Annotated in this window: 25 protein-coding genes and 1 tRNA gene; 19 read left to right on the top strand and 7 right to left on the bottom strand. The window is 73.3% G+C overall.

Annotated elements, in window-relative coordinates; all coding sequences use genetic code 11:
* Positions 1-616: 616 nt before the first annotated feature.
* Entirely contained in the window at positions 617-979 is a 363-nt protein-coding gene (locus A2CP1_RS10785) for a hypothetical protein (protein ID WP_012633337.1), read from the bottom strand.
* Positions 980-1,104: 125 nt separating this feature from the next.
* On the opposite strand from A2CP1_RS10785, the gene A2CP1_RS10780 reads away from it, so the two are divergent.
* From A2CP1_RS10780 to A2CP1_RS10695, 19 genes are all read left to right on the top strand, one after another.
* Positions 1,105-1,320 carry a hypothetical protein gene (locus A2CP1_RS10780; protein WP_012633336.1) on the top strand — a complete coding sequence of 72 codons (216 nt, stop codon included), beginning with the start codon at positions 1,105-1,107 and terminating at the stop codon, positions 1,318-1,320.
* Positions 1,317-1,535 carry a helix-turn-helix domain-containing protein gene (locus tag A2CP1_RS10775; protein ID WP_012633335.1) on the top strand — a complete coding sequence of 73 codons (219 nt, stop codon included), beginning with the start codon at positions 1,317-1,319 and terminating at the stop codon, positions 1,533-1,535. Before A2CP1_RS10780 ends, A2CP1_RS10775 begins: the two co-directional genes overlap by 4 nt.
* Before the next feature lie 66 nt (positions 1,536-1,601).
* The gene (locus A2CP1_RS10770; protein WP_012633334.1) at positions 1,602-2,369 is read left to right on the top strand and encodes a hypothetical protein; all 768 of its coding nucleotides are present in this window, start codon (positions 1,602-1,604) and stop codon (positions 2,367-2,369) included.
* Between the two features lie 107 nt (positions 2,370-2,476).
* Entirely contained in the window at positions 2,477-2,674 is a 198-nt protein-coding gene (locus A2CP1_RS10765) for a helix-turn-helix transcriptional regulator (protein ID WP_012633333.1), read from the top strand.
* A complete protein-coding gene (locus tag A2CP1_RS10760; protein ID WP_012633332.1) occupies positions 2,671-3,090 on the top strand; it encodes a hypothetical protein in 420 nt (139 codons plus the stop codon). The genes A2CP1_RS10765 and A2CP1_RS10760 overlap by 4 nt, the downstream gene beginning before the upstream one ends.
* Positions 3,091-3,141: 51 nt before the next feature.
* Positions 3,142-4,020 (top strand): hypothetical protein, encoded by an 879-nt coding sequence (locus A2CP1_RS10755; RefSeq protein WP_150106338.1) that lies wholly within the window; start codon positions 3,142-3,144, stop codon positions 4,018-4,020.
* Positions 4,010-4,306 (top strand): hypothetical protein, encoded by a 297-nt coding sequence (locus A2CP1_RS10750; RefSeq protein WP_012633330.1) that lies wholly within the window; start codon positions 4,010-4,012, stop codon positions 4,304-4,306. Before A2CP1_RS10755 ends, A2CP1_RS10750 begins: the two co-directional genes overlap by 11 nt.
* Complete coding sequence (locus tag A2CP1_RS10745; protein ID WP_012633329.1) at positions 4,296-4,643, top strand: hypothetical protein; 348 nt, start codon at positions 4,296-4,298, stop codon at positions 4,641-4,643. Before A2CP1_RS10750 ends, A2CP1_RS10745 begins: the two co-directional genes overlap by 11 nt.
* Before the next feature lie 8 nt (positions 4,644-4,651).
* On the top strand, positions 4,652-6,346 hold the full coding sequence (locus A2CP1_RS10740) for a hypothetical protein (RefSeq protein ID WP_041450498.1): 1,695 nt from the start codon (positions 4,652-4,654) through the stop codon (positions 6,344-6,346).
* Between the two features lie 58 nt (positions 6,347-6,404).
* A complete protein-coding gene (locus A2CP1_RS10735; RefSeq protein ID WP_012633327.1) occupies positions 6,405-6,881 on the top strand; it encodes a hypothetical protein in 477 nt (158 codons plus the stop codon).
* A 32-nt stretch (positions 6,882-6,913) separates the two neighbouring features.
* Entirely contained in the window at positions 6,914-7,171 is a 258-nt protein-coding gene (locus A2CP1_RS10730) for a hypothetical protein (RefSeq protein ID WP_012633326.1), read from the top strand.
* A 7-nt stretch (positions 7,172-7,178) separates the two neighbouring features.
* Positions 7,179-7,727, top strand: a complete 549-nt coding sequence (locus A2CP1_RS10725) for a hypothetical protein (RefSeq protein ID WP_012633325.1) — start codon at positions 7,179-7,181, stop codon at positions 7,725-7,727.
* Between the two features lie 69 nt (positions 7,728-7,796).
* On the top strand, positions 7,797-8,027 hold the full coding sequence (locus A2CP1_RS10720) for a hypothetical protein (protein WP_012633324.1): 231 nt from the start codon (positions 7,797-7,799) through the stop codon (positions 8,025-8,027).
* Between the two features lie 134 nt (positions 8,028-8,161).
* Entirely contained in the window at positions 8,162-8,665 is a 504-nt protein-coding gene (locus A2CP1_RS10715) for a hypothetical protein (protein ID WP_012633323.1), read from the top strand.
* A complete protein-coding gene (locus A2CP1_RS10710; protein WP_012633322.1) occupies positions 8,662-9,177 on the top strand; it encodes a hypothetical protein in 516 nt (171 codons plus the stop codon). The genes A2CP1_RS10715 and A2CP1_RS10710 overlap by 4 nt, the downstream gene beginning before the upstream one ends.
* 107 nt (positions 9,178-9,284) lie before the next feature.
* Entirely contained in the window at positions 9,285-9,434 is a 150-nt protein-coding gene (locus tag A2CP1_RS23465) for a hypothetical protein (protein ID WP_012633321.1), read from the top strand.
* Positions 9,431-9,880, top strand: a complete 450-nt coding sequence (locus A2CP1_RS10705; RefSeq protein ID WP_012633320.1) for a hypothetical protein — start codon at positions 9,431-9,433, stop codon at positions 9,878-9,880. Before A2CP1_RS23465 ends, A2CP1_RS10705 begins: the two co-directional genes overlap by 4 nt.
* Positions 9,877-10,125, top strand: coding sequence for a hypothetical protein (locus A2CP1_RS10700; RefSeq protein WP_012633319.1), 249 nt, complete (start codon positions 9,877-9,879; stop codon positions 10,123-10,125). The genes A2CP1_RS10705 and A2CP1_RS10700 overlap by 4 nt, the downstream gene beginning before the upstream one ends.
* A complete protein-coding gene (locus tag A2CP1_RS10695; protein WP_012633318.1) occupies positions 10,122-10,574 on the top strand; it encodes a hypothetical protein in 453 nt (150 codons plus the stop codon). The genes A2CP1_RS10700 and A2CP1_RS10695 overlap by 4 nt, the downstream gene beginning before the upstream one ends.
* Before the next feature lie 13 nt (positions 10,575-10,587).
* On the opposite strand, the gene A2CP1_RS10690 is transcribed toward A2CP1_RS10695, so the two are convergent.
* From A2CP1_RS10690 to A2CP1_RS10665, 6 genes are all read right to left on the bottom strand, one after another.
* The gene (locus A2CP1_RS10690; protein WP_041450495.1) at positions 10,588-10,851 is read right to left on the bottom strand and encodes a hypothetical protein; all 264 of its coding nucleotides are present in this window, start codon (positions 10,849-10,851) and stop codon (positions 10,588-10,590) included.
* The gene (locus A2CP1_RS10685; protein ID WP_041450494.1) at positions 10,852-11,442 is read right to left on the bottom strand and encodes a hypothetical protein; all 591 of its coding nucleotides are present in this window, start codon (positions 11,440-11,442) and stop codon (positions 10,852-10,854) included. It lies immediately after the preceding gene.
* A gap of 437 nt (positions 11,443-11,879) precedes the next feature.
* Positions 11,880-11,951: transfer RNA gene (locus tag A2CP1_RS10680), tRNA-Val, on the bottom strand.
* Between the two features lie 53 nt (positions 11,952-12,004).
* Positions 12,005-12,340, bottom strand: a complete 336-nt coding sequence (locus A2CP1_RS10675; protein ID WP_012633316.1) for a hypothetical protein — start codon at positions 12,338-12,340, stop codon at positions 12,005-12,007.
* Positions 12,341-12,349: 9 nt separating this feature from the next.
* The gene (locus A2CP1_RS10670) at positions 12,350-12,760 is read right to left on the bottom strand and encodes an SCP2 sterol-binding domain-containing protein (protein WP_012633315.1); all 411 of its coding nucleotides are present in this window, start codon (positions 12,758-12,760) and stop codon (positions 12,350-12,352) included.
* A 3-nt stretch (positions 12,761-12,763) separates the two neighbouring features.
* Entirely contained in the window at positions 12,764-14,386 is a 1,623-nt protein-coding gene (locus A2CP1_RS10665) for an Hsp70 family protein (protein ID WP_012526082.1), read from the bottom strand.
* Positions 14,387-14,445: the final 59 nt, after the last annotated feature.

Raw genomic sequence — 14,445 nt, 5'->3', positions numbered from 1 at the left:
GACTCGCAGCGCGTGGCCTGCATCGTCAGATAGCCGAGGGCGAACAGCATCGCGGCGAGCAGGATCTTGCGAACGGAGGGCACGGCGCGAGGTTAGCACGCGCCCCCCCTCGCCCGCGCCGCCGGCGCGCGTCGGCCGCCTGGGCGCGGCCCTTCGCTCAGCGTGTGGTACGACTCACGCGAGGAGCGGCGACGTCGCCGCGCGCCAAAGAGAAACGGGCCAGACCTCGGGGATCTCTCCCGGAGCTTCCGGCCCGTCTCGGAGTGGGCGCTGCAGGGTTCGAAGCTGCACGGAGAACCGCTCAGACGTGCTCACCCGCGCTCACCGGGGCTCGCATCGGCACTCATCCGGCAGCGCCGGCAGTCGACATGTGCGCGCAGCCGCACTCACCGAGCGCGCCCTGTGACCCTGCCCCGTGCGTCGCCGCGGATGGCGGCGCCCTCCCCTCCGGCGCGCCGGCCTTCGCTGCGGCGGCCGCGCTGGAGGCCGCGCGGGCCCTCCTGGGCGACGATCAGGCGCGGGCGCGGGTCCTGCTCGCCGACGCCCTCCGCGTCCTCGAGGCGACCGCGCCGGGCGGCCTGAGGGTCGTCGCCGGCGGGCGGTCGTGAGCCGCGCGTCAGCGCTCGCCGAGCGCCGCGGCCGGGTCGACCATGGAGAGCGGGCAGCCCTGCTTCAGCAGCCACAGCTTCCGCGCGCGGGCGTCCTCCAGGCCGGCGTACTCCTCGCCGCGCTCCTTGACGCACAGGCTCGCGAACACCTGGTTCTCGTCGGTGCCGCACATCGCCCGGTACGTCTGCGGCCGGCACCGGCGGAACCCGTCCTGCTCCGGCTCGGAGAGCGCGTTGAAGCTCTCGCCCATGTACGGCTTGGAGCCGATGGAGCTGTCCATGTCGAGCCCCATCGACGAGCCGAGCGCGATGCAGCCCGAGCTGGTGACGGCGACCACGGTGGCGACGGCGAGCGCGCGCAGACGAGGCATCTGGATCCCCCTTGCTGGAGGCCTCGACGGCTACCGTGTCTCGCACGCTGCGTCAACCCGGAGCGCACGTCACCCCAGCGTGCTAGCTTGATATGCGTCTGGGAGAGTGGTGCCGGGAGGCGTGCATGAGGAAGAAGCCGCAGAAGACCGAGGCGGAGCCGAAGCGGCAGCGCCGCAGCGACTTCAAGGGATTCAAGCCGGTGCTCTTCCGGCTCGAGGAGCGCCAGGACAAGGCGCTCACCGCAGAGGCCCTGCGGCGCGCCGCCGAGGCGGAGACTGCCCGGCCGGACAAGTCGGCGGTGCTGCGCGAGATCCTCGACGGCTGGATGGGGCGCCGATGACGCCGGAGCCCGGGACGAAGGGCCCGCTGCTGCCGATGGCCGCCGTCGCCCGCCGCCTCGGCGTGTCGAAGAAGACCGTGGCGCGCCGGATCCGCGCCGGCGAGCTGCTCGGCGGGCAGCGCGTCGGGGGGAAGGTCTGCCTACCCGAGGCCGAGGTGCTCGCGTACCTGCGCCGCGAGCGGGAGCGATCGCTGTCGCTGGTGAGGGCCGCGTAGGAAGCGGGGGCGCGCCGCCTGCCAGCGGCCGCCCCCGTGATCGACCGGCGTGGGAGGGCCGAGCCGATGCGGAAGACGGTAGCATCACGATCGGACGCCCGCGAACGCGAGTACGAGGACGTCGGTCGGGCGCGCGCGGCCAAGCGGGCCGCGGTGGTCGCCGAGAAGCGGGCGGCTGCGGAACGTCGGAAACGTGCGGGGGAGCTCGCCGCCGAGGCGACTGCAGCAGGGTTGACGCTCCGCACCGACCATGTCGAGTGGCTGCTCACGAACCCGGCGGAGTGGCTGCCGTCCCCCCGGAGCCGGGAGCAGGCCGAGACGCTCTACCACCGCTGCTGCCTCGCGCTCCTCCGTGGCGGCTTGTCGGTCGAGCAAGCCGAGCTGCTCGCACGCCATTTTGTCAGCACGCCGGGAGGGCGGCCCGGGCGCGACCGCGCGTACGCAGCGATCCTACGGCTCGCATCCCTGTTCACCACGGCGGAGCTGCAGCGGGCCGAGGTTCGACGGGTCGTCTATCGGCTCGCCCGCTTTGCGGTCGGCTCCGAGGCGTTCGCGCCGCATGCCGCCAAGAACGGCGCGCGCCTGGTGAAGGACTGCCTTCGGAACCTGCCGGCGGACCGGCTGGAGACTCTGAACATCGAGATGTACGCGTCCTTCATCACGCCCGAGATCGCCCGCGAGGTCGGCGAGCCGGTGCCGATCCTAGCCCCCTGGCACGAGCTCGCTTCCGACGACACGCGCTGGACCGCTGAGCTGGAGCTGGCGATCCGGCTGGAGGAGCAGGCGACCTGGTGGCGCGAAGTCGAGGCGGCCGGCGGCGAGGGGGAAACCTAGAGGTCTTACCCCCCGGTTTCTTCCGGGCGGTGCTGCCTGGAGTGGAGGCCGTTCGAGCTTGCCGTCGAAACTCGTCCCGTATGCAGAAGCGTACGGAGGCGAGACCGATGGCGACCACGGAGAACACGAACCCGATCCGCGCGGCGCGGCAGCGCGCGCGACTCACGCAGCTCGGCTTGGCGCAAGCCGCCGGCGTCCACTACGCGACGATCCAGCAGGGCGAAGCCGGGAGGCGGCTGTCGGCCGCGACCCTCGAGAAGATCGCGGGAGCGCTCGGGCTGCGCGCCGAGGAGCTGGCGCGGTGACCGACGACCTGGAGCCGCGCCCCAGAGCGCCAGCCTGCGCCCCCTCGCCCCTCGAGGCGGCCGTCGCCGTCGTCGCCGGCCTCATCCGGCAGGAGCTGCTCGAGCTGAAGCGCGGCGAGCTCGAGCAGCTCGTCCGCGGTGTGGTGCGCGAGGTCCTCGGCGACCGCACGGCCGGAGAGCCCGAGACGCTGCCGCGGCGGGCAGCTGCGCGCGCCGTCGGCCTGTCGCCCGCGACCCTGGCTCGCTGGCAGGGCACCGGGCGCCTCTCGCGCGGCCACCGCGGTCGCGTGATCATGCCCGAACTTCGGGCCCTCCTCGCCGGCGAGCAGCGGAAGCAGCCCGCGGGCGCGGTCGACCTGGCGGAGGCCCGCGCGCGGCGCATCGCGGCGGACTTGAAGCACGGGGGGCGCCGTTAGGTGCTCGGCTTCCGCGCCCGCGGCGGTTTCACCGCCTGGCCGAACGAACTGATGGCCCTCGCGCTGAACGCCAGGCCGCCCGTGAACATGCACGTCCTCGCGGCGTTGCTGTACCTGGCGGAGTTCAAGGCGGGCGGCAGTGACGTTCGTCTCCCGGACGGCCGCGTGCTCCGCGTGGAGCGCGGGCAGGTCCTCGTCAGCTACGCCGGGATCGGCGCCGCGCTGGGCATCTCGGAGGACGCTGCCCGCAGGGCCCTCCGCACCCTCGCCCGCGTCGGGATCTGCGACCTCAGCCGCGCGCGGTCCGCCACCCCGGCCGCCACCTCGCCGACGCTCGTAGACTTCCGAAAGTGGGGCGGAATTCTGTGGCCCGACGGCGAGGCCGCCACCTCTCCCGCAACCTCGGGCGCCACCTCCGCCGCGACCCAGGCCGCGACCTCGGCCGCACCCTCGGCCGCACCCATCCAAGAAGGAACCCCTGAACCCGCACCTGAAACACCTGCCGGCCGGCCCGCGCGGGCGCGGGCGGCGTCCGGCGGCGGCCGGCCGGCGCGAGCGATGGGCGCGGACTTGGAGCAGCTCCGCACCGCGCTCGAGGTGCACGAGCGCTCCCGGGGGCGGCTCGGTCCCGAGGAGCGCCTCGGCGGCTGCGGACGAACCGGCACGGCGCCGCTCGCGGAGCAGGTGGCGCGGCTCGGGCTGCGCGTTGCGACGGAAGCCGCGCTGCAGATCGCCGACGAGATGGCGGCCCGGAGGAGCGGACCGATCCGCTCGCTCGCAGCGCTCCCGGGATGGCTGGAAACCGTGGCGTGCAACGAGCGCAGCCGAGCGCCCGGCGAGCCACGGCAAGGCGGTGAGCGCCGCGAGGCGCAGGCCGCGTCCATGGCAGGGGGCGACCCGCAACGAGGAGGAATCGCAGATGCGGTCTAGCAATGCAGACGTCTACACAGGCAACGACTCCCGGCCGGTGGCGCTCGATCCGCGCGCCCGCCGCGCCTTCCGCCTCGAGGACCTCGCTCTCGCGCAGCCCGGGACCGTGATCGTCGGCCTGCACGGCGAGCAGCTCCGCGTGCGCGAGGACGGCGGGATCGACCTGTGGCCGCCGTTCGGCCACCGCTCGATCGCGTCCGACCCGACCGCCGCGCGGCCGCTGCCGCAGACCTCCGACCTGCAGCGCGCCCGCCCGGCGCATGCCGAGGTGCCCCATGGCCGGTGAGACCACCACCTTCGACGAGGCCAACACGATCGCGCCGTCGGCGCGGGTGGCGGAGCCGGCGTCGGGGCGCTCGACCGCGTGCGTGACCACGCTCCGTCGGGCCTTCACCGGCGAGGACCAGCCCGAGGACGCGCTGCACTTCAAGGTGGGCGATCCGGTGCGCATCTGCTCGCCGGACCACAGCACCACCCGCTGCGTCGGGACAGTCGTCGCGCACTCAGCGGCGAGCCTCACGATCGCGGCCGCGGCCGGGACCGTCGAGGCGCAGGTCGGGGACGTCGTCGTTCGGAGGGCGTCGGCAGCGGTGGCCGCCGCAGGAAGGGGCGTCGCACGATGAGCACCAACATGATCGCCAACGCCCGCCCGGTGTTCGCCGCTGCCGAGACGCACGCCAGCCGCCCGGTGCTCGCGCAGCTCGTCCGCAAGCTCGCGCGATGGGCCGACCACGCCCGGCACTACGACCTCACCTGGACGCCCTGCGACCCGAAGATCGTGGACCTGACCGGCGGGATCCGCCCGCCCGTCAACACGGCGCCGGCGGGTCTGACGGAGGTGGTGATCGGCACGTTCATCGTACCCCCCGCGCAGGCGCCGCTCGCGGCGCTCGCGATCCGCGTGTACGCGACGGTCACCCTTCCGGCGACGGGCGCAGTGGTGCGCCTCCGCTCCGGCTCGGGAAACGTCACGGACCTCGAGTTCAACGCCGACTCCGTGCCCGGCGGGACGGGGTGGGTGTCAGGGTCGCTGCCGATCGGCATGCCGGAGTTCGATACCGTCACGGTCTCGCTGATCCCCCGCCTCGGGTGCGGGATCACCATCCACTCGCTGAGCGGCTGGTGGGACCCGTCGACGTGGACGAGTGCGCGCTACGCGGACGTGCCCTCGGCCATCCAGCCGATGAGCTCGGCGGCGTTCGCGCCGGGAGAACCGCTCTCGCCGGACGCGCTCAGCGCGATGACGCTGAACTGCAACCTGCTCTCGGCGCGGGCGCCGCGGCCGGTGGTGAACAAGAGCTACACGCCCTGGTACGTCGCAGGCGGGATCAATGACCAGGTCGTCGCGCGCTACCGGATCTGGGTGTCACCCGGGACCGCGATGCTCACCGTGAAGACCCTCGTGAAGCACGTCGGCGCGGCGGCCACGGTGGTGGCGGAGCTCTACACGGCCGGCGAGACGTTCCTCGCTCTCGAGGCGCAAGCGAGCCCGAGCGCATACGGATGGCTCACGTACACCCTCCCGATCAACCACTCCGCGCGGCTCGGCGGGTTCGAGGTGGAGCTCCGGATCAGGGTGTACCAGCCGCCAGGCGACAACGGCTTCTTCCTCGCCTCCGTTTCGTGCTGGGAGCAGTACCCGTCGCACGTCGAGATGGGGATGCCCGCAGGCGAGACGTACGGCGACGCGTTCAACCCGCCCGCGCTGCCGGGCCCGATCGTCTCGCGCAACGTGATCAGGGCCCAGGACCTCCTGCAGTGCTGGCAGGGCATCCTGTGGGCGTACCGCTACCGCCGGCGCCAGACGGTCTGCGACTGCCTGCACACCGGGATCGGTCCGGGTGGCTGGGCCGCACCCGACGCCGATTACCTCGGGCCCGACGTCTACACCGGCCCGCTCACGCCGCGAGGCGATGACCTCGCGGTGGCGGGGCTGCGGATGGTGCGGCGGCTCCCGACCGGCGATGGCGCGTACGACCCGGTCACGTCCTCGAGGCAATGGGCGTTCGAGCGGATGGTGGAGTTCGCGGCCATCACCAGGTTCCAGCCGTACGCGGTGACGAACCCGCCGCAGGACTGGCGGATGGGCACCGTCGGCTTCGTGCACTGGGCGGGCGTGTCGTGGTTCGCCCGCCCGGAGAAGGACGCGCCCAGCGTGCGCTTCGAGTCGCAGCTCGTCTCGTACCCGACGAACCTGCCCGAGCGCTACGAGGAGCAGGAAGAGATGCCGGTGCGCCACCAGCTCGAGTCCGCGAGCACGTACCAGGGTTCGCCCATCGGCGTTCTCGACCTCGGCTGCTCGTTCGCCGGCCGCTTCGCGCGCTGACGCAGTCAGACAACCTGCAGCACCAACCCGCCCGCGAGGGCACGAAAGGAAGGATCGGATGAGCACGTCGAAGTACCAGGTCACCGCGGAAGAGGTGCAGTTCTCGGCGATGAACCCGAACCACCCGCGCGCGCGCGCCGCCCACGCCCGGATGCGGGCGCAGCGCGTCCACCTGGCGCACGCCGCGTTCGCGAAGCAGGTCGCGGACCTCGAGGCGGCCACCGCCGCGATGGCGCCGACGGCCGAGGAGGTCCAGACGGTGGGCTTCCACTCCGGCCGGAGCCTCGACAAGACGCACCCCGACCACGCGACGGTCCGCAAGGTCCGCGCGTGGCGCGACAACGAGCGGCAGCTCGAGACGATGCGCCAGCAGCTCGCCGGCCAGGTCGAGCGCCTCCCCAACGTCGACTCCGACATCGAGCGCGCCGATCGCGAGCTCGGGGAGTTCAAGGCGATCGAGGCCGAGCAGCAGAAGCAGCAGGCCGCGGCCGAGGAGTCCGCGCGCAGGTTCCCCAACGCGAACCGGAGCGCCTGAAGCAGTCCCCCAGCGCAGGAAAGGACAGATAGATGGCCGCATTCATCGCAGCTCCGCAGTACGCCGGCGGCGTCGCCACCGGCGTCCCCACCGGCTACGTCGCCGTCCAGGTGAGCGACGAGGCCGCAGCCGCGCACGTCGCCAAGGGCGGGCGCCTCGCCACCCAGGCCGAGATCGACGCCGAGACCGCCCGCGCCGCCGCCGCCGCGGCCGCGAGCGCCGCCTCGAAGCAGCGCGCGCTCGACGAGTTCGACGCCCGCGCCGCCGAGGCGCGGACGCACGTGGGCTGAGGCCGCCATGCCGACCCTCCCGCCGACCCTGACGGAAGACGACCTGGCGCCGCTCACCAGCGACGAGCTGAGGGAGCTCCGCAGCGGGACGCCGAACCCGTCTCCGCAAATCGTCTTCCTCAGGGCGCGGGTGGGCGCGCAGTGCGCTCGCTCGCGGGTGGAGTCGTGGGCTCGCTCCGCGCCGCCCAGCTCGGAGGCGGTCGCGCTGGCGGCCCGCTCGCTCGAGGCCGGGGAGCCGCCGCACAAGGTCGCGCGGCGCTTCGACCTCTCAACGAGCGAGGTCCGGGAGGCGGACCTGCTCGCCGACGAGATGCGGCGCCGGAGGGGCTACGAGCAGAGCCTCGAGGACCTCGCTGCGGCGAAGACGGCTGCGCAGGCGGGCAGCGCCGCGTGGGCAGCGTGGGAGGCGGCCTGGAGGGCGCCACCGACCACCACCGGCTGGGACACGATGATGTACGGCCCCGGCTTCGCCGGCGAGCCGACGCCCGGGGAGCTGCGGCGCAGGGCCCTCATCGCGTCGGGGATCATCGACCCGACGGACCGCCGCTGCAGGTGAAGGGCGCCGCGGCGGCGGAAGACCACAGGTCCCAAGCCTGCGGCGGAGCGCTCTACCTGGAGATGAACCGTGGCACGACGCGTCGACTACCCGAAGGTGAAGCAGCTGCACGCGCAGATCGAGGAGATCCTCGCGCGGCGCGAGCAGATGACGGCCGAGGACCTGGAGCGGGCCTCCGAGAAGCTCGAGGAGGCGGCCCGCGCCCTCGGGTTCGACTTCCCCGCGTGGGAAGACCCGGCCGACGTGGACGCGCGCCCCCGTCCCCCCGTGCAAGGTAAGGGTCGGCGGGGTCGGCGGTGAAGTGCACCGCCCGCAACGCCAGGGGCAAGCGCTGCGGTGCCGACGCGATGCGCGGCTCGCGGCGGTGCTTCTGGCACGCGCCAGCGACGACGCGGCAGGCCCGCGAGGCGCGCCGCCGAGGCGGCCAGCATCGCATGCTCGCGCTCCGGCCCGTGGTCGAGGTGCTGCCCGCACAGGCCCTCGACGGCCACGCTGCGCCGGGCACCATCGCGCGCCGCCCCGCGTCGGCGCCGCCCGCGTGGGCGAAGCTCGAGACGCGCGAGGACGTGCTCGGCGCGCTCCGCGACGTGGGCAGGGCCACCCTCGCGCGCCAGCTCGACCCCCGCAGCGCGAACGCGGTGGGGCTGGTGCTGCAGACGCTGCTCGCGGAGCAGCGCTACCGCGAGGAGACCGAGCGCCGCGCTGCAGATGTCGAGCGGCGCCGGGCCGACGCTGCCGAGCGGGAGCGCAAGGCGGACAGGCGCGCCCGGCGCGAGTGGGCGCGGACGCAGCTCCGAGACCGCCTCGAGGAGCTCGTCGAGGAGGCGCGGCTCGTCGAGGAGCGCCTCCCCGAAGGAAGCGCGGCGAGGGCCGAGGCCGCGCGGTTCGAGGGGTTCGCGGAGTACGTCGCGCGGCTGGCGCGGAGGGCCCGGATATGACCGCCACCGCCGACCCGCGCTGCACCTGCGGCCAGGCCGAGCACCGGCAGACCTGCCGCGTCGAGATCGAGCGCGCGCAGCTCGCGGCCGCGATGCTGCAGAGCGCGATCCGGCGCATCCGGGAGAAGCACACCGGGCGCCGCGCGTGGTCGGGCGCCGGCGACGCGCTGGGGTGGTACTTCCGCCAGCTCCGCCGCCGCTCGACGCCGCGCCCGGCCCGTCTCGAGCCGGCGAACGGGAGGATCGGCGACGACCCCGTGCGGCGCGCCGTCGGCGACGAGCAGTTCGCGGCGGTCGCGTTCGCGGTCGGGGAGGCCGAGCGGGACGCGCGCTCGAGAGGCGAGGCCGCGCCGGTCGCCCGCTGGCTGGCCGAGCACTACGCGCTGGGCCGGGCGTACGCGTGGATCGCGGAGGAGGCGGGGCGCGAGGAGGCGGACGTGCGGCGGGTAATGAGCCGAGTCCACCGGGTGATCCGCGAGCGTCTCGAGGACGGCGGGTGGCTCGACGAGTAGCGCTTGGGCGTGACCCCGGCAGGGAGGACTTGCAGTCTAAGTTAATATCCGGCTATCTTGCGCTACACGGGTTGCAGAGAAGGTACCTGCGGCCGGACGGAGGCACGATGGCGAACGAGTCGAAGAAGCAGCCGAAGCTCGAGGAGGCCCGCCGGCGCTGGGGCACGGCGGAGATTCTGAGCGGCAACCCCACCACCAACCCGCAGCCCGCGCCCGAGGCGCCGGCGGCGGCGCAGGAGACCAGGAAGGCAGCATGAAGGCGACCAAGACCACCCGCGCACAGCGGGATGCGGAGATCCTCGCGAACGCCGAGCAGACGGCGCAGGCATTCGCCGAACTCGCCGGCGCGGTCGAGCGGAAGATGCTGGCCGTGATGCGCATGCCCGCCAGGCCCGGACTCGACGATGCTGCGAGGCGGCGGGCGCTCGCGTCCATCGAGGCTGGAGCCCTCACCACGGGGCCGCGAGGGGAGCCGTGGCTCGCGCAGGCGCATCACCGCAGCGAGCTCGTCCGCCTGTACCTGAACGGCCTCTTTCTGCCAGAGGGCGATCAGTCGGCTGCCGACAAGATCGGCGCGAAGCTGTGGCGGCGCGAGCCGGAGCACGTGGTCGCGCACAGCGCGCGCACCGCGGAGGCGCTCGCGCACGTGATGGCGGGGGTCGTCGCCGAGCTCAGCCGCGGCGACACCAGGAGGGCAGCATGAACCGCACCGGATCGAGGCTCAGGAAGGATATCGCGCGCGACCACGCCCGGCGGGCCGCGGACGCGCTGCGACGGCAGGCGGACGCGCTCGACGCGGCGGCCAAGGACCGCGAGCCGGTCCCGGCTATCGCGGCGGCGCACAAGGCAGGCGTCATGGTCGAGTGGACGGAGCACATGCTGCCCGTCATCAAGGAGAACGTGCGGCGCCAGGCCGCCGCCGCGCGCGCGGCGCGGAGGGCAGCATGACCGCCGTCACGAAGAAGGGCCGCCGCGCCGACCTCCTCTACCTACGCGATCGGTACGCGCGCTGGGTCGAAGCCCTCGCCGAGAGGGTCTACCAGGACAGGTTCCGGAGCGGCGAGCTCCACGGGTTCGACGAGGCGTACTCAGCCCTCCGGGATGAGGCCAACGCGCGGATGGACTGGGAGTACCGCGTGCCCATCGAGCGCGTCATCGACGAGATCGCGGCCGAGCACATCGCGACCGCGGCGGACGCGCACCTGATCATCGCCTGCTCGCCCAGCGCGAACCTCCTCGCCGAGGATGGCACCTACGGGAGCGCGAGCTTCGACGCTGGCCAGTGCGTCGCCTTCGACCTCATCCGCATCGCGCGGAGCCGCGGGTGGTACCGCGCCCGCCCCGGCGAGGAGCCGTCCAACGCGCAGCTGGGCCTCGCCAGGCGGAGGGCGGCATGAGCGAGATCCGCGGCTACATCCGCCCGCGCGGCCGGAAGCTCGAGGCGGTGCTCGTGCTCGCCGACGGGACGAAGCGGCCGAAGGCGACCGGGTTCAGCGTCGGCGAGGAGGAGCAGGCGCAGCGGTTCCTCGACGTCCTCCTCGAGGAGCTGCGCGGGCCGGCCGCCGCGGCGCCGCGGCCGGGCGCGCTGACGTTCCGCGCCTGGGGCGAGGCCTGGATCGCCGAGCGGAAGAAGCGTGGCGTGATCTCGGTCGCGAACGAGGAGGCGCAGCTCACCTACCACGCCTTCCCGGACCTCGGCGCCATCCCGCTCGCGGAGCTCACCCGGGCGCGCATGCTGGAGTGGGTCCGCTCCCTCCCCTCCCGCCGCACCGAGAACACCGGCGAGCTGCTGTCGCCGCGGTACGTCCACCACGTCGCCGGCACGGTGAAGCGGCTCCTGCAGGAGGCGGTGGACGTCGACCACATCCAGGTGAACCCCTGCACCTGGCGGCCGAAGCGCGACCTCCCGGCGAAGCGCGACAAGAAGGGCGGAAAGCGCAACCAGGGCGGCCTCGAACCCGGCGAGGTCTGGCAGCTCATCCACGACGAGCGGATCGGCGAGGACCGCCGGGTGATGTACGCGCTCGATCTCCTCACCGGGATGCGCCCGGGCGAGGTCGCGGCGCGCCGCTGGCGCGACCTCGACACCACCGCCGAGCCGCTCTGGCGGCTGCACGTCGGGACGGCCATCAACAGCCGGAACAGCACCGAGAAGAGCACGAAGACGGACGTCGAGAAGGTGGTCCCGGTCCACCCGCTGCTCCGGGAGCTGCTCCGGAGCTGGTACGCCGAGGGCTGGAGGAGGTTCCAGGGCCGAGACCCCACCCCTGACGACCTGGTCGTGCCGCGTGGAGGCGGCGGGGTGCGGACGAACGGCCACAGCAACAAGCGATGGAAGGCAGACACCGAGCGCCTGGGCCTCCCGCCCGGCCGCAGCCACTACGAGACGCGGGCGACGTTCCGGTCCCTCGCCATCGCCGGCGGCGCGCAGCGGGCGGACCTGGACCTCATCACGCACCCGTCGCCGCGCGAGGCTAAGGACGTCTACACGCGCCTGGAGAAGGTCTGGCCGGCGCTGTGCCGGGCGGTGCTCGCGATCGAGCTCGAGGCGCCCTCGCCGGCGACGCCGGGGGTCACGCGAAACGATACCGATGGGGAGGTCGCAGGGGGGATCGCAGTCGCACCTGCAGCCGCGGACCCGGAAATGGAAAAGGCCCGACGCCTTGCGGGCTTGGGCCTGTTCACAACCTCGGTGCTGAATGTGGGCGCTGCAGGGTTCGAACCTGCGACCCCTGCCGTGTGAAGGCAGTGCTCTACCGCTGAGCCAAGCGCCCTGGTGTTGCGAGGCGGCGAAGTATGCCGTCGGTCCCCGGGAGTGTCAACGGGATCAGCGCGAGCCGTCGCCGGGGCTGCCGGGCGGCGCGCCGCCGCCGCCGCGCCCGGATTCCTGGAGCTTCTCGGAGAGCTCGCGCGCCTTGCGCTTGATGCGGGCGAGTTGCTTCGCGAGGTCCTGGTAGTCCTGCCGGCCGGGGATCCCGGCGGCGGCCATCACCCGCTCCTGGATCGCCTCGACCTGCTTCCGGCCGCGCTGGGCCAGGCCGACCGCGCGCGCCACCGCCTCCTGGCCGCGCGGGTCCTTGATGACGGTCTCGGCCGCCCGCGCCACCAGCCTGGTCCCGGCGTCGAGGAGCGAGCCGGCGATGCCCTTCCCTTCCCGTGCCATGCGCCCTCCCTACGGTAGCTCCGTCTGCACCGCCGCGAGCGCCGCGTCCACCACCCCGCGGTGCTGCGCGCGGCGGATGAGCGCCTCGAGGTCGCCCTCGACCTTCACGCGCCCGGACAGCGCCGCCTGCACCGCGTCCGCGCCGCGCAGGATGGCCTTCACCGTCCGGTACGGCGCCCGGATGACGTAATCCGGCTCGAGCTCGAGGAGCTCGTCCTCGTCGGCGAGCAGCCGCCACCGCGCGATGCGCCCGCCCCGCTGCTCGGCCCAGGCGGCGACCGTGCCCGGCCAGGCGGGCGGATCCGCCTCCACCACCACCGCCGCGGTGGTGCCCAGCCCGCGCAGCGCGGTGCCGAGCCCGGGCTGCGCGTTCAGCGCGGCCACCAGCGCGTCGATCCACTCGCGCGAGCCGAACCGCATCCGTCAGCCTCGCTTCAGCCAGCCGAACAACCCGCCGCGCCGCTCCTCGCCCGCCGCGGCGGCCGCGGCCTGCTCGCCGGCCGCCTGGCGGCGCCGCGCCTCCTCGGCCAGCGCGCGCTTCATGGCCTCGGGGGTGTCGCGGGTGGCGAGGCCGATCTCGGTCATGCCCTTGACCGGATCGTCGAAGCTCACCTTCAGCAGGCACTCCTCGTCGAGCTTGAAGTCGATGCGCCGGCCGGTGGCCGCGGCCGGGAGGCGGATCGAGCCGAGGAACTCGTGGTCCACCAGGAAGTCGGAGTCGCCCTGGTAGATGTCGATCTCGATGGGCTGCCCGGGCTCGCGCGGCGGCGGCAGGCGGAAGCTCTTGCTCGCCGGGATGGGCGTGTTCTTCTCGAGCACCTTGCGGAAGTGGCCGGTCGGGGTGGCGATGCCGATGGGCATGGAGAGCACGTCCACCAGCGTCACCGAGTCGATCTGGTCGAGCGAGTCGCCGAGCAGCGCCGCGCCGAGCGCCACGCACTCGTCGGGGTGGACGCCCTTGCGCGGCGGCTTGCCGAAGTGCTCCTGGATCTTCTGCTGCACGAGCGGCATGCGGCTCTGCCCGCCGACCAGGATGATCTCGTCGATGTCCTGCGGGCGCAGCCCCTTCTCCTCCATCACCTGGTCGCAGATCTCGAACGTGCGCTCGACCAGGTCGAGCGTCAGCTCGTTGAGCTGCTGGCGCGAGAGCGGCATCCGCACGTCGAGCGGCCGCCCCTTGCGCTCCTCGATGAAGGGCAGGTCGATGACGACGTTGGGGATGAGGGACAGGTCGATCTTGGCGGACTCCGCGCCCTTCTTCACCCGCTGCATCGCGATGGGCGACTGCGCCAGGTCGATCTTGTGCTGGCGCCAGAAGTCCTCGAGCACGTAGTCGATGATCCGGTTGTCGAAGTCCACGCCGCCCAGGAACGTGTCGCCGCCGGTGGCGAGCACCTCGAAGACGTTGCCGGAGAGCTGCAGCACCGAGACGTCGAACGTGCCGCCGCCGAGATCGTAGACCAGCACCTTCTGATCGAGCCCGCGCGAGAAGCCGTACGCGAGCGCCGCCGCGGTGGGCTCGTTGACGATGCGCTTCACCTCGAACCCGGCGATGCGCCCCGCCTCGCGCACCGCCTGGCGCTGGGCGTCGGAGTAGTAGGCCGGCACCGAGATGATCGCCCCGGCCAGCTCCTTCTGCAGGAACGCCTCGGCGATGGTGCGGATGTGCGCGAGCACCAGCGCGCTGATCTGCGGGAGCGTGTGGACCTGCCCGCCGAGCAGCACCGCCGCCTCGCCGCTCGGCCCCTCCACGATGTCGTACGAGTAGTAGTTGCGCAGCTCCTGCACGACCTTGGAGTTCCACTTGCGGCCGATGAGCCGCTTCGCGCCGTAGATGGTGTTCTTGGGGTTCGTGACGAGCTGGTCCTTGGCCACCCCGCCCACCAGCACGTCGCCCTTCTCGCTCAGCGCCACCACGGTGGGCAGGATCAAGTTGCCGCGGTCGGTCGGGACGACCTTTGGGATCCGGTTCCGCACGTACGCGACGCACGCGTTGGTCGTGCCGAGGTCGATGCCGATGATGGGCTTTTCCCGCGCGCCTGCCATGGCCCCGAAACCTAGCACGGAACCGGCGACACCCGAACCCGGAGCGCGACCCGCCCCGG

Source organism: Anaeromyxobacter dehalogenans 2CP-1, assembly GCF_000022145.1.
Classification (GTDB): Bacteria; Myxococcota; Myxococcia; order Myxococcales; family Anaeromyxobacteraceae; genus Anaeromyxobacter; species Anaeromyxobacter dehalogenans.
This window is presented reverse-complemented; position numbering and strand designations above follow the sequence as displayed.

Bases quoted from the DNA above. Each gene is read 5' to 3' on its own strand.
- A2CP1_RS10780 (WP_012633336.1), top strand. From the start codon at position 1,105: ATGAGGAAGAAGCCGCAGAAGACCGAGGCGGAGCCGAAGCGGCAGCGC.
- A2CP1_RS10715 (WP_012633323.1), top strand. From the start codon at position 8,162: ATGCTCGCGCTCCGGCCCGTGGTCGAGGTGCTGCCCGCACAGGCCCTC.
- A2CP1_RS23465 (WP_012633321.1), top strand. From the start codon at position 9,285: ATGGCGAACGAGTCGAAGAAGCAGCCGAAGCTCGAGGAGGCCCGCCGG.
- A2CP1_RS10745 (WP_012633329.1), top strand. From the start codon at position 4,296: ATGGCCGGTGAGACCACCACCTTCGACGAGGCCAACACGATCGCGCCG.
- A2CP1_RS10670 (WP_012633315.1), bottom strand. From the start codon at position 12,760: ATGCGGTTCGGCTCGCGCGAGTGGATCGACGCGCTGGTGGCCGCGCTG.
- A2CP1_RS10785 (WP_012633337.1), bottom strand. From the start codon at position 979: ATGCCTCGTCTGCGCGCGCTCGCCGTCGCCACCGTGGTCGCCGTCACC.
- A2CP1_RS10705 (WP_012633320.1), top strand. From the start codon at position 9,431: ATGAAGGCGACCAAGACCACCCGCGCACAGCGGGATGCGGAGATCCTC.
- A2CP1_RS10665 (WP_012526082.1), bottom strand. From the start codon at position 14,386: ATGGCAGGCGCGCGGGAAAAGCCCATCATCGGCATCGACCTCGGCACG.
- A2CP1_RS10700 (WP_012633319.1), top strand. From the start codon at position 9,877: ATGAACCGCACCGGATCGAGGCTCAGGAAGGATATCGCGCGCGACCAC.
- A2CP1_RS10750 (WP_012633330.1), top strand. From the start codon at position 4,010: ATGCGGTCTAGCAATGCAGACGTCTACACAGGCAACGACTCCCGGCCG.
- A2CP1_RS10675 (WP_012633316.1), bottom strand. From the start codon at position 12,340: ATGGCACGGGAAGGGAAGGGCATCGCCGGCTCGCTCCTCGACGCCGGG.
- A2CP1_RS10775 (WP_012633335.1), top strand. From the start codon at position 1,317: ATGACGCCGGAGCCCGGGACGAAGGGCCCGCTGCTGCCGATGGCCGCC.
- A2CP1_RS10770 (WP_012633334.1), top strand. From the start codon at position 1,602: ATGCGGAAGACGGTAGCATCACGATCGGACGCCCGCGAACGCGAGTAC.
- A2CP1_RS10755 (WP_150106338.1), top strand. From the start codon at position 3,142: ATGGCCCTCGCGCTGAACGCCAGGCCGCCCGTGAACATGCACGTCCTC.
- A2CP1_RS10765 (WP_012633333.1), top strand. From the start codon at position 2,477: ATGGCGACCACGGAGAACACGAACCCGATCCGCGCGGCGCGGCAGCGC.
- A2CP1_RS10725 (WP_012633325.1), top strand. From the start codon at position 7,179: ATGCCGACCCTCCCGCCGACCCTGACGGAAGACGACCTGGCGCCGCTC.
- A2CP1_RS10735 (WP_012633327.1), top strand. From the start codon at position 6,405: ATGAGCACGTCGAAGTACCAGGTCACCGCGGAAGAGGTGCAGTTCTCG.
- A2CP1_RS10740 (WP_041450498.1), top strand. From the start codon at position 4,652: ATGATCGCCAACGCCCGCCCGGTGTTCGCCGCTGCCGAGACGCACGCC.
- A2CP1_RS10730 (WP_012633326.1), top strand. From the start codon at position 6,914: ATGGCCGCATTCATCGCAGCTCCGCAGTACGCCGGCGGCGTCGCCACC.
- A2CP1_RS10695 (WP_012633318.1), top strand. From the start codon at position 10,122: ATGACCGCCGTCACGAAGAAGGGCCGCCGCGCCGACCTCCTCTACCTA.
- A2CP1_RS10710 (WP_012633322.1), top strand. From the start codon at position 8,662: ATGACCGCCACCGCCGACCCGCGCTGCACCTGCGGCCAGGCCGAGCAC.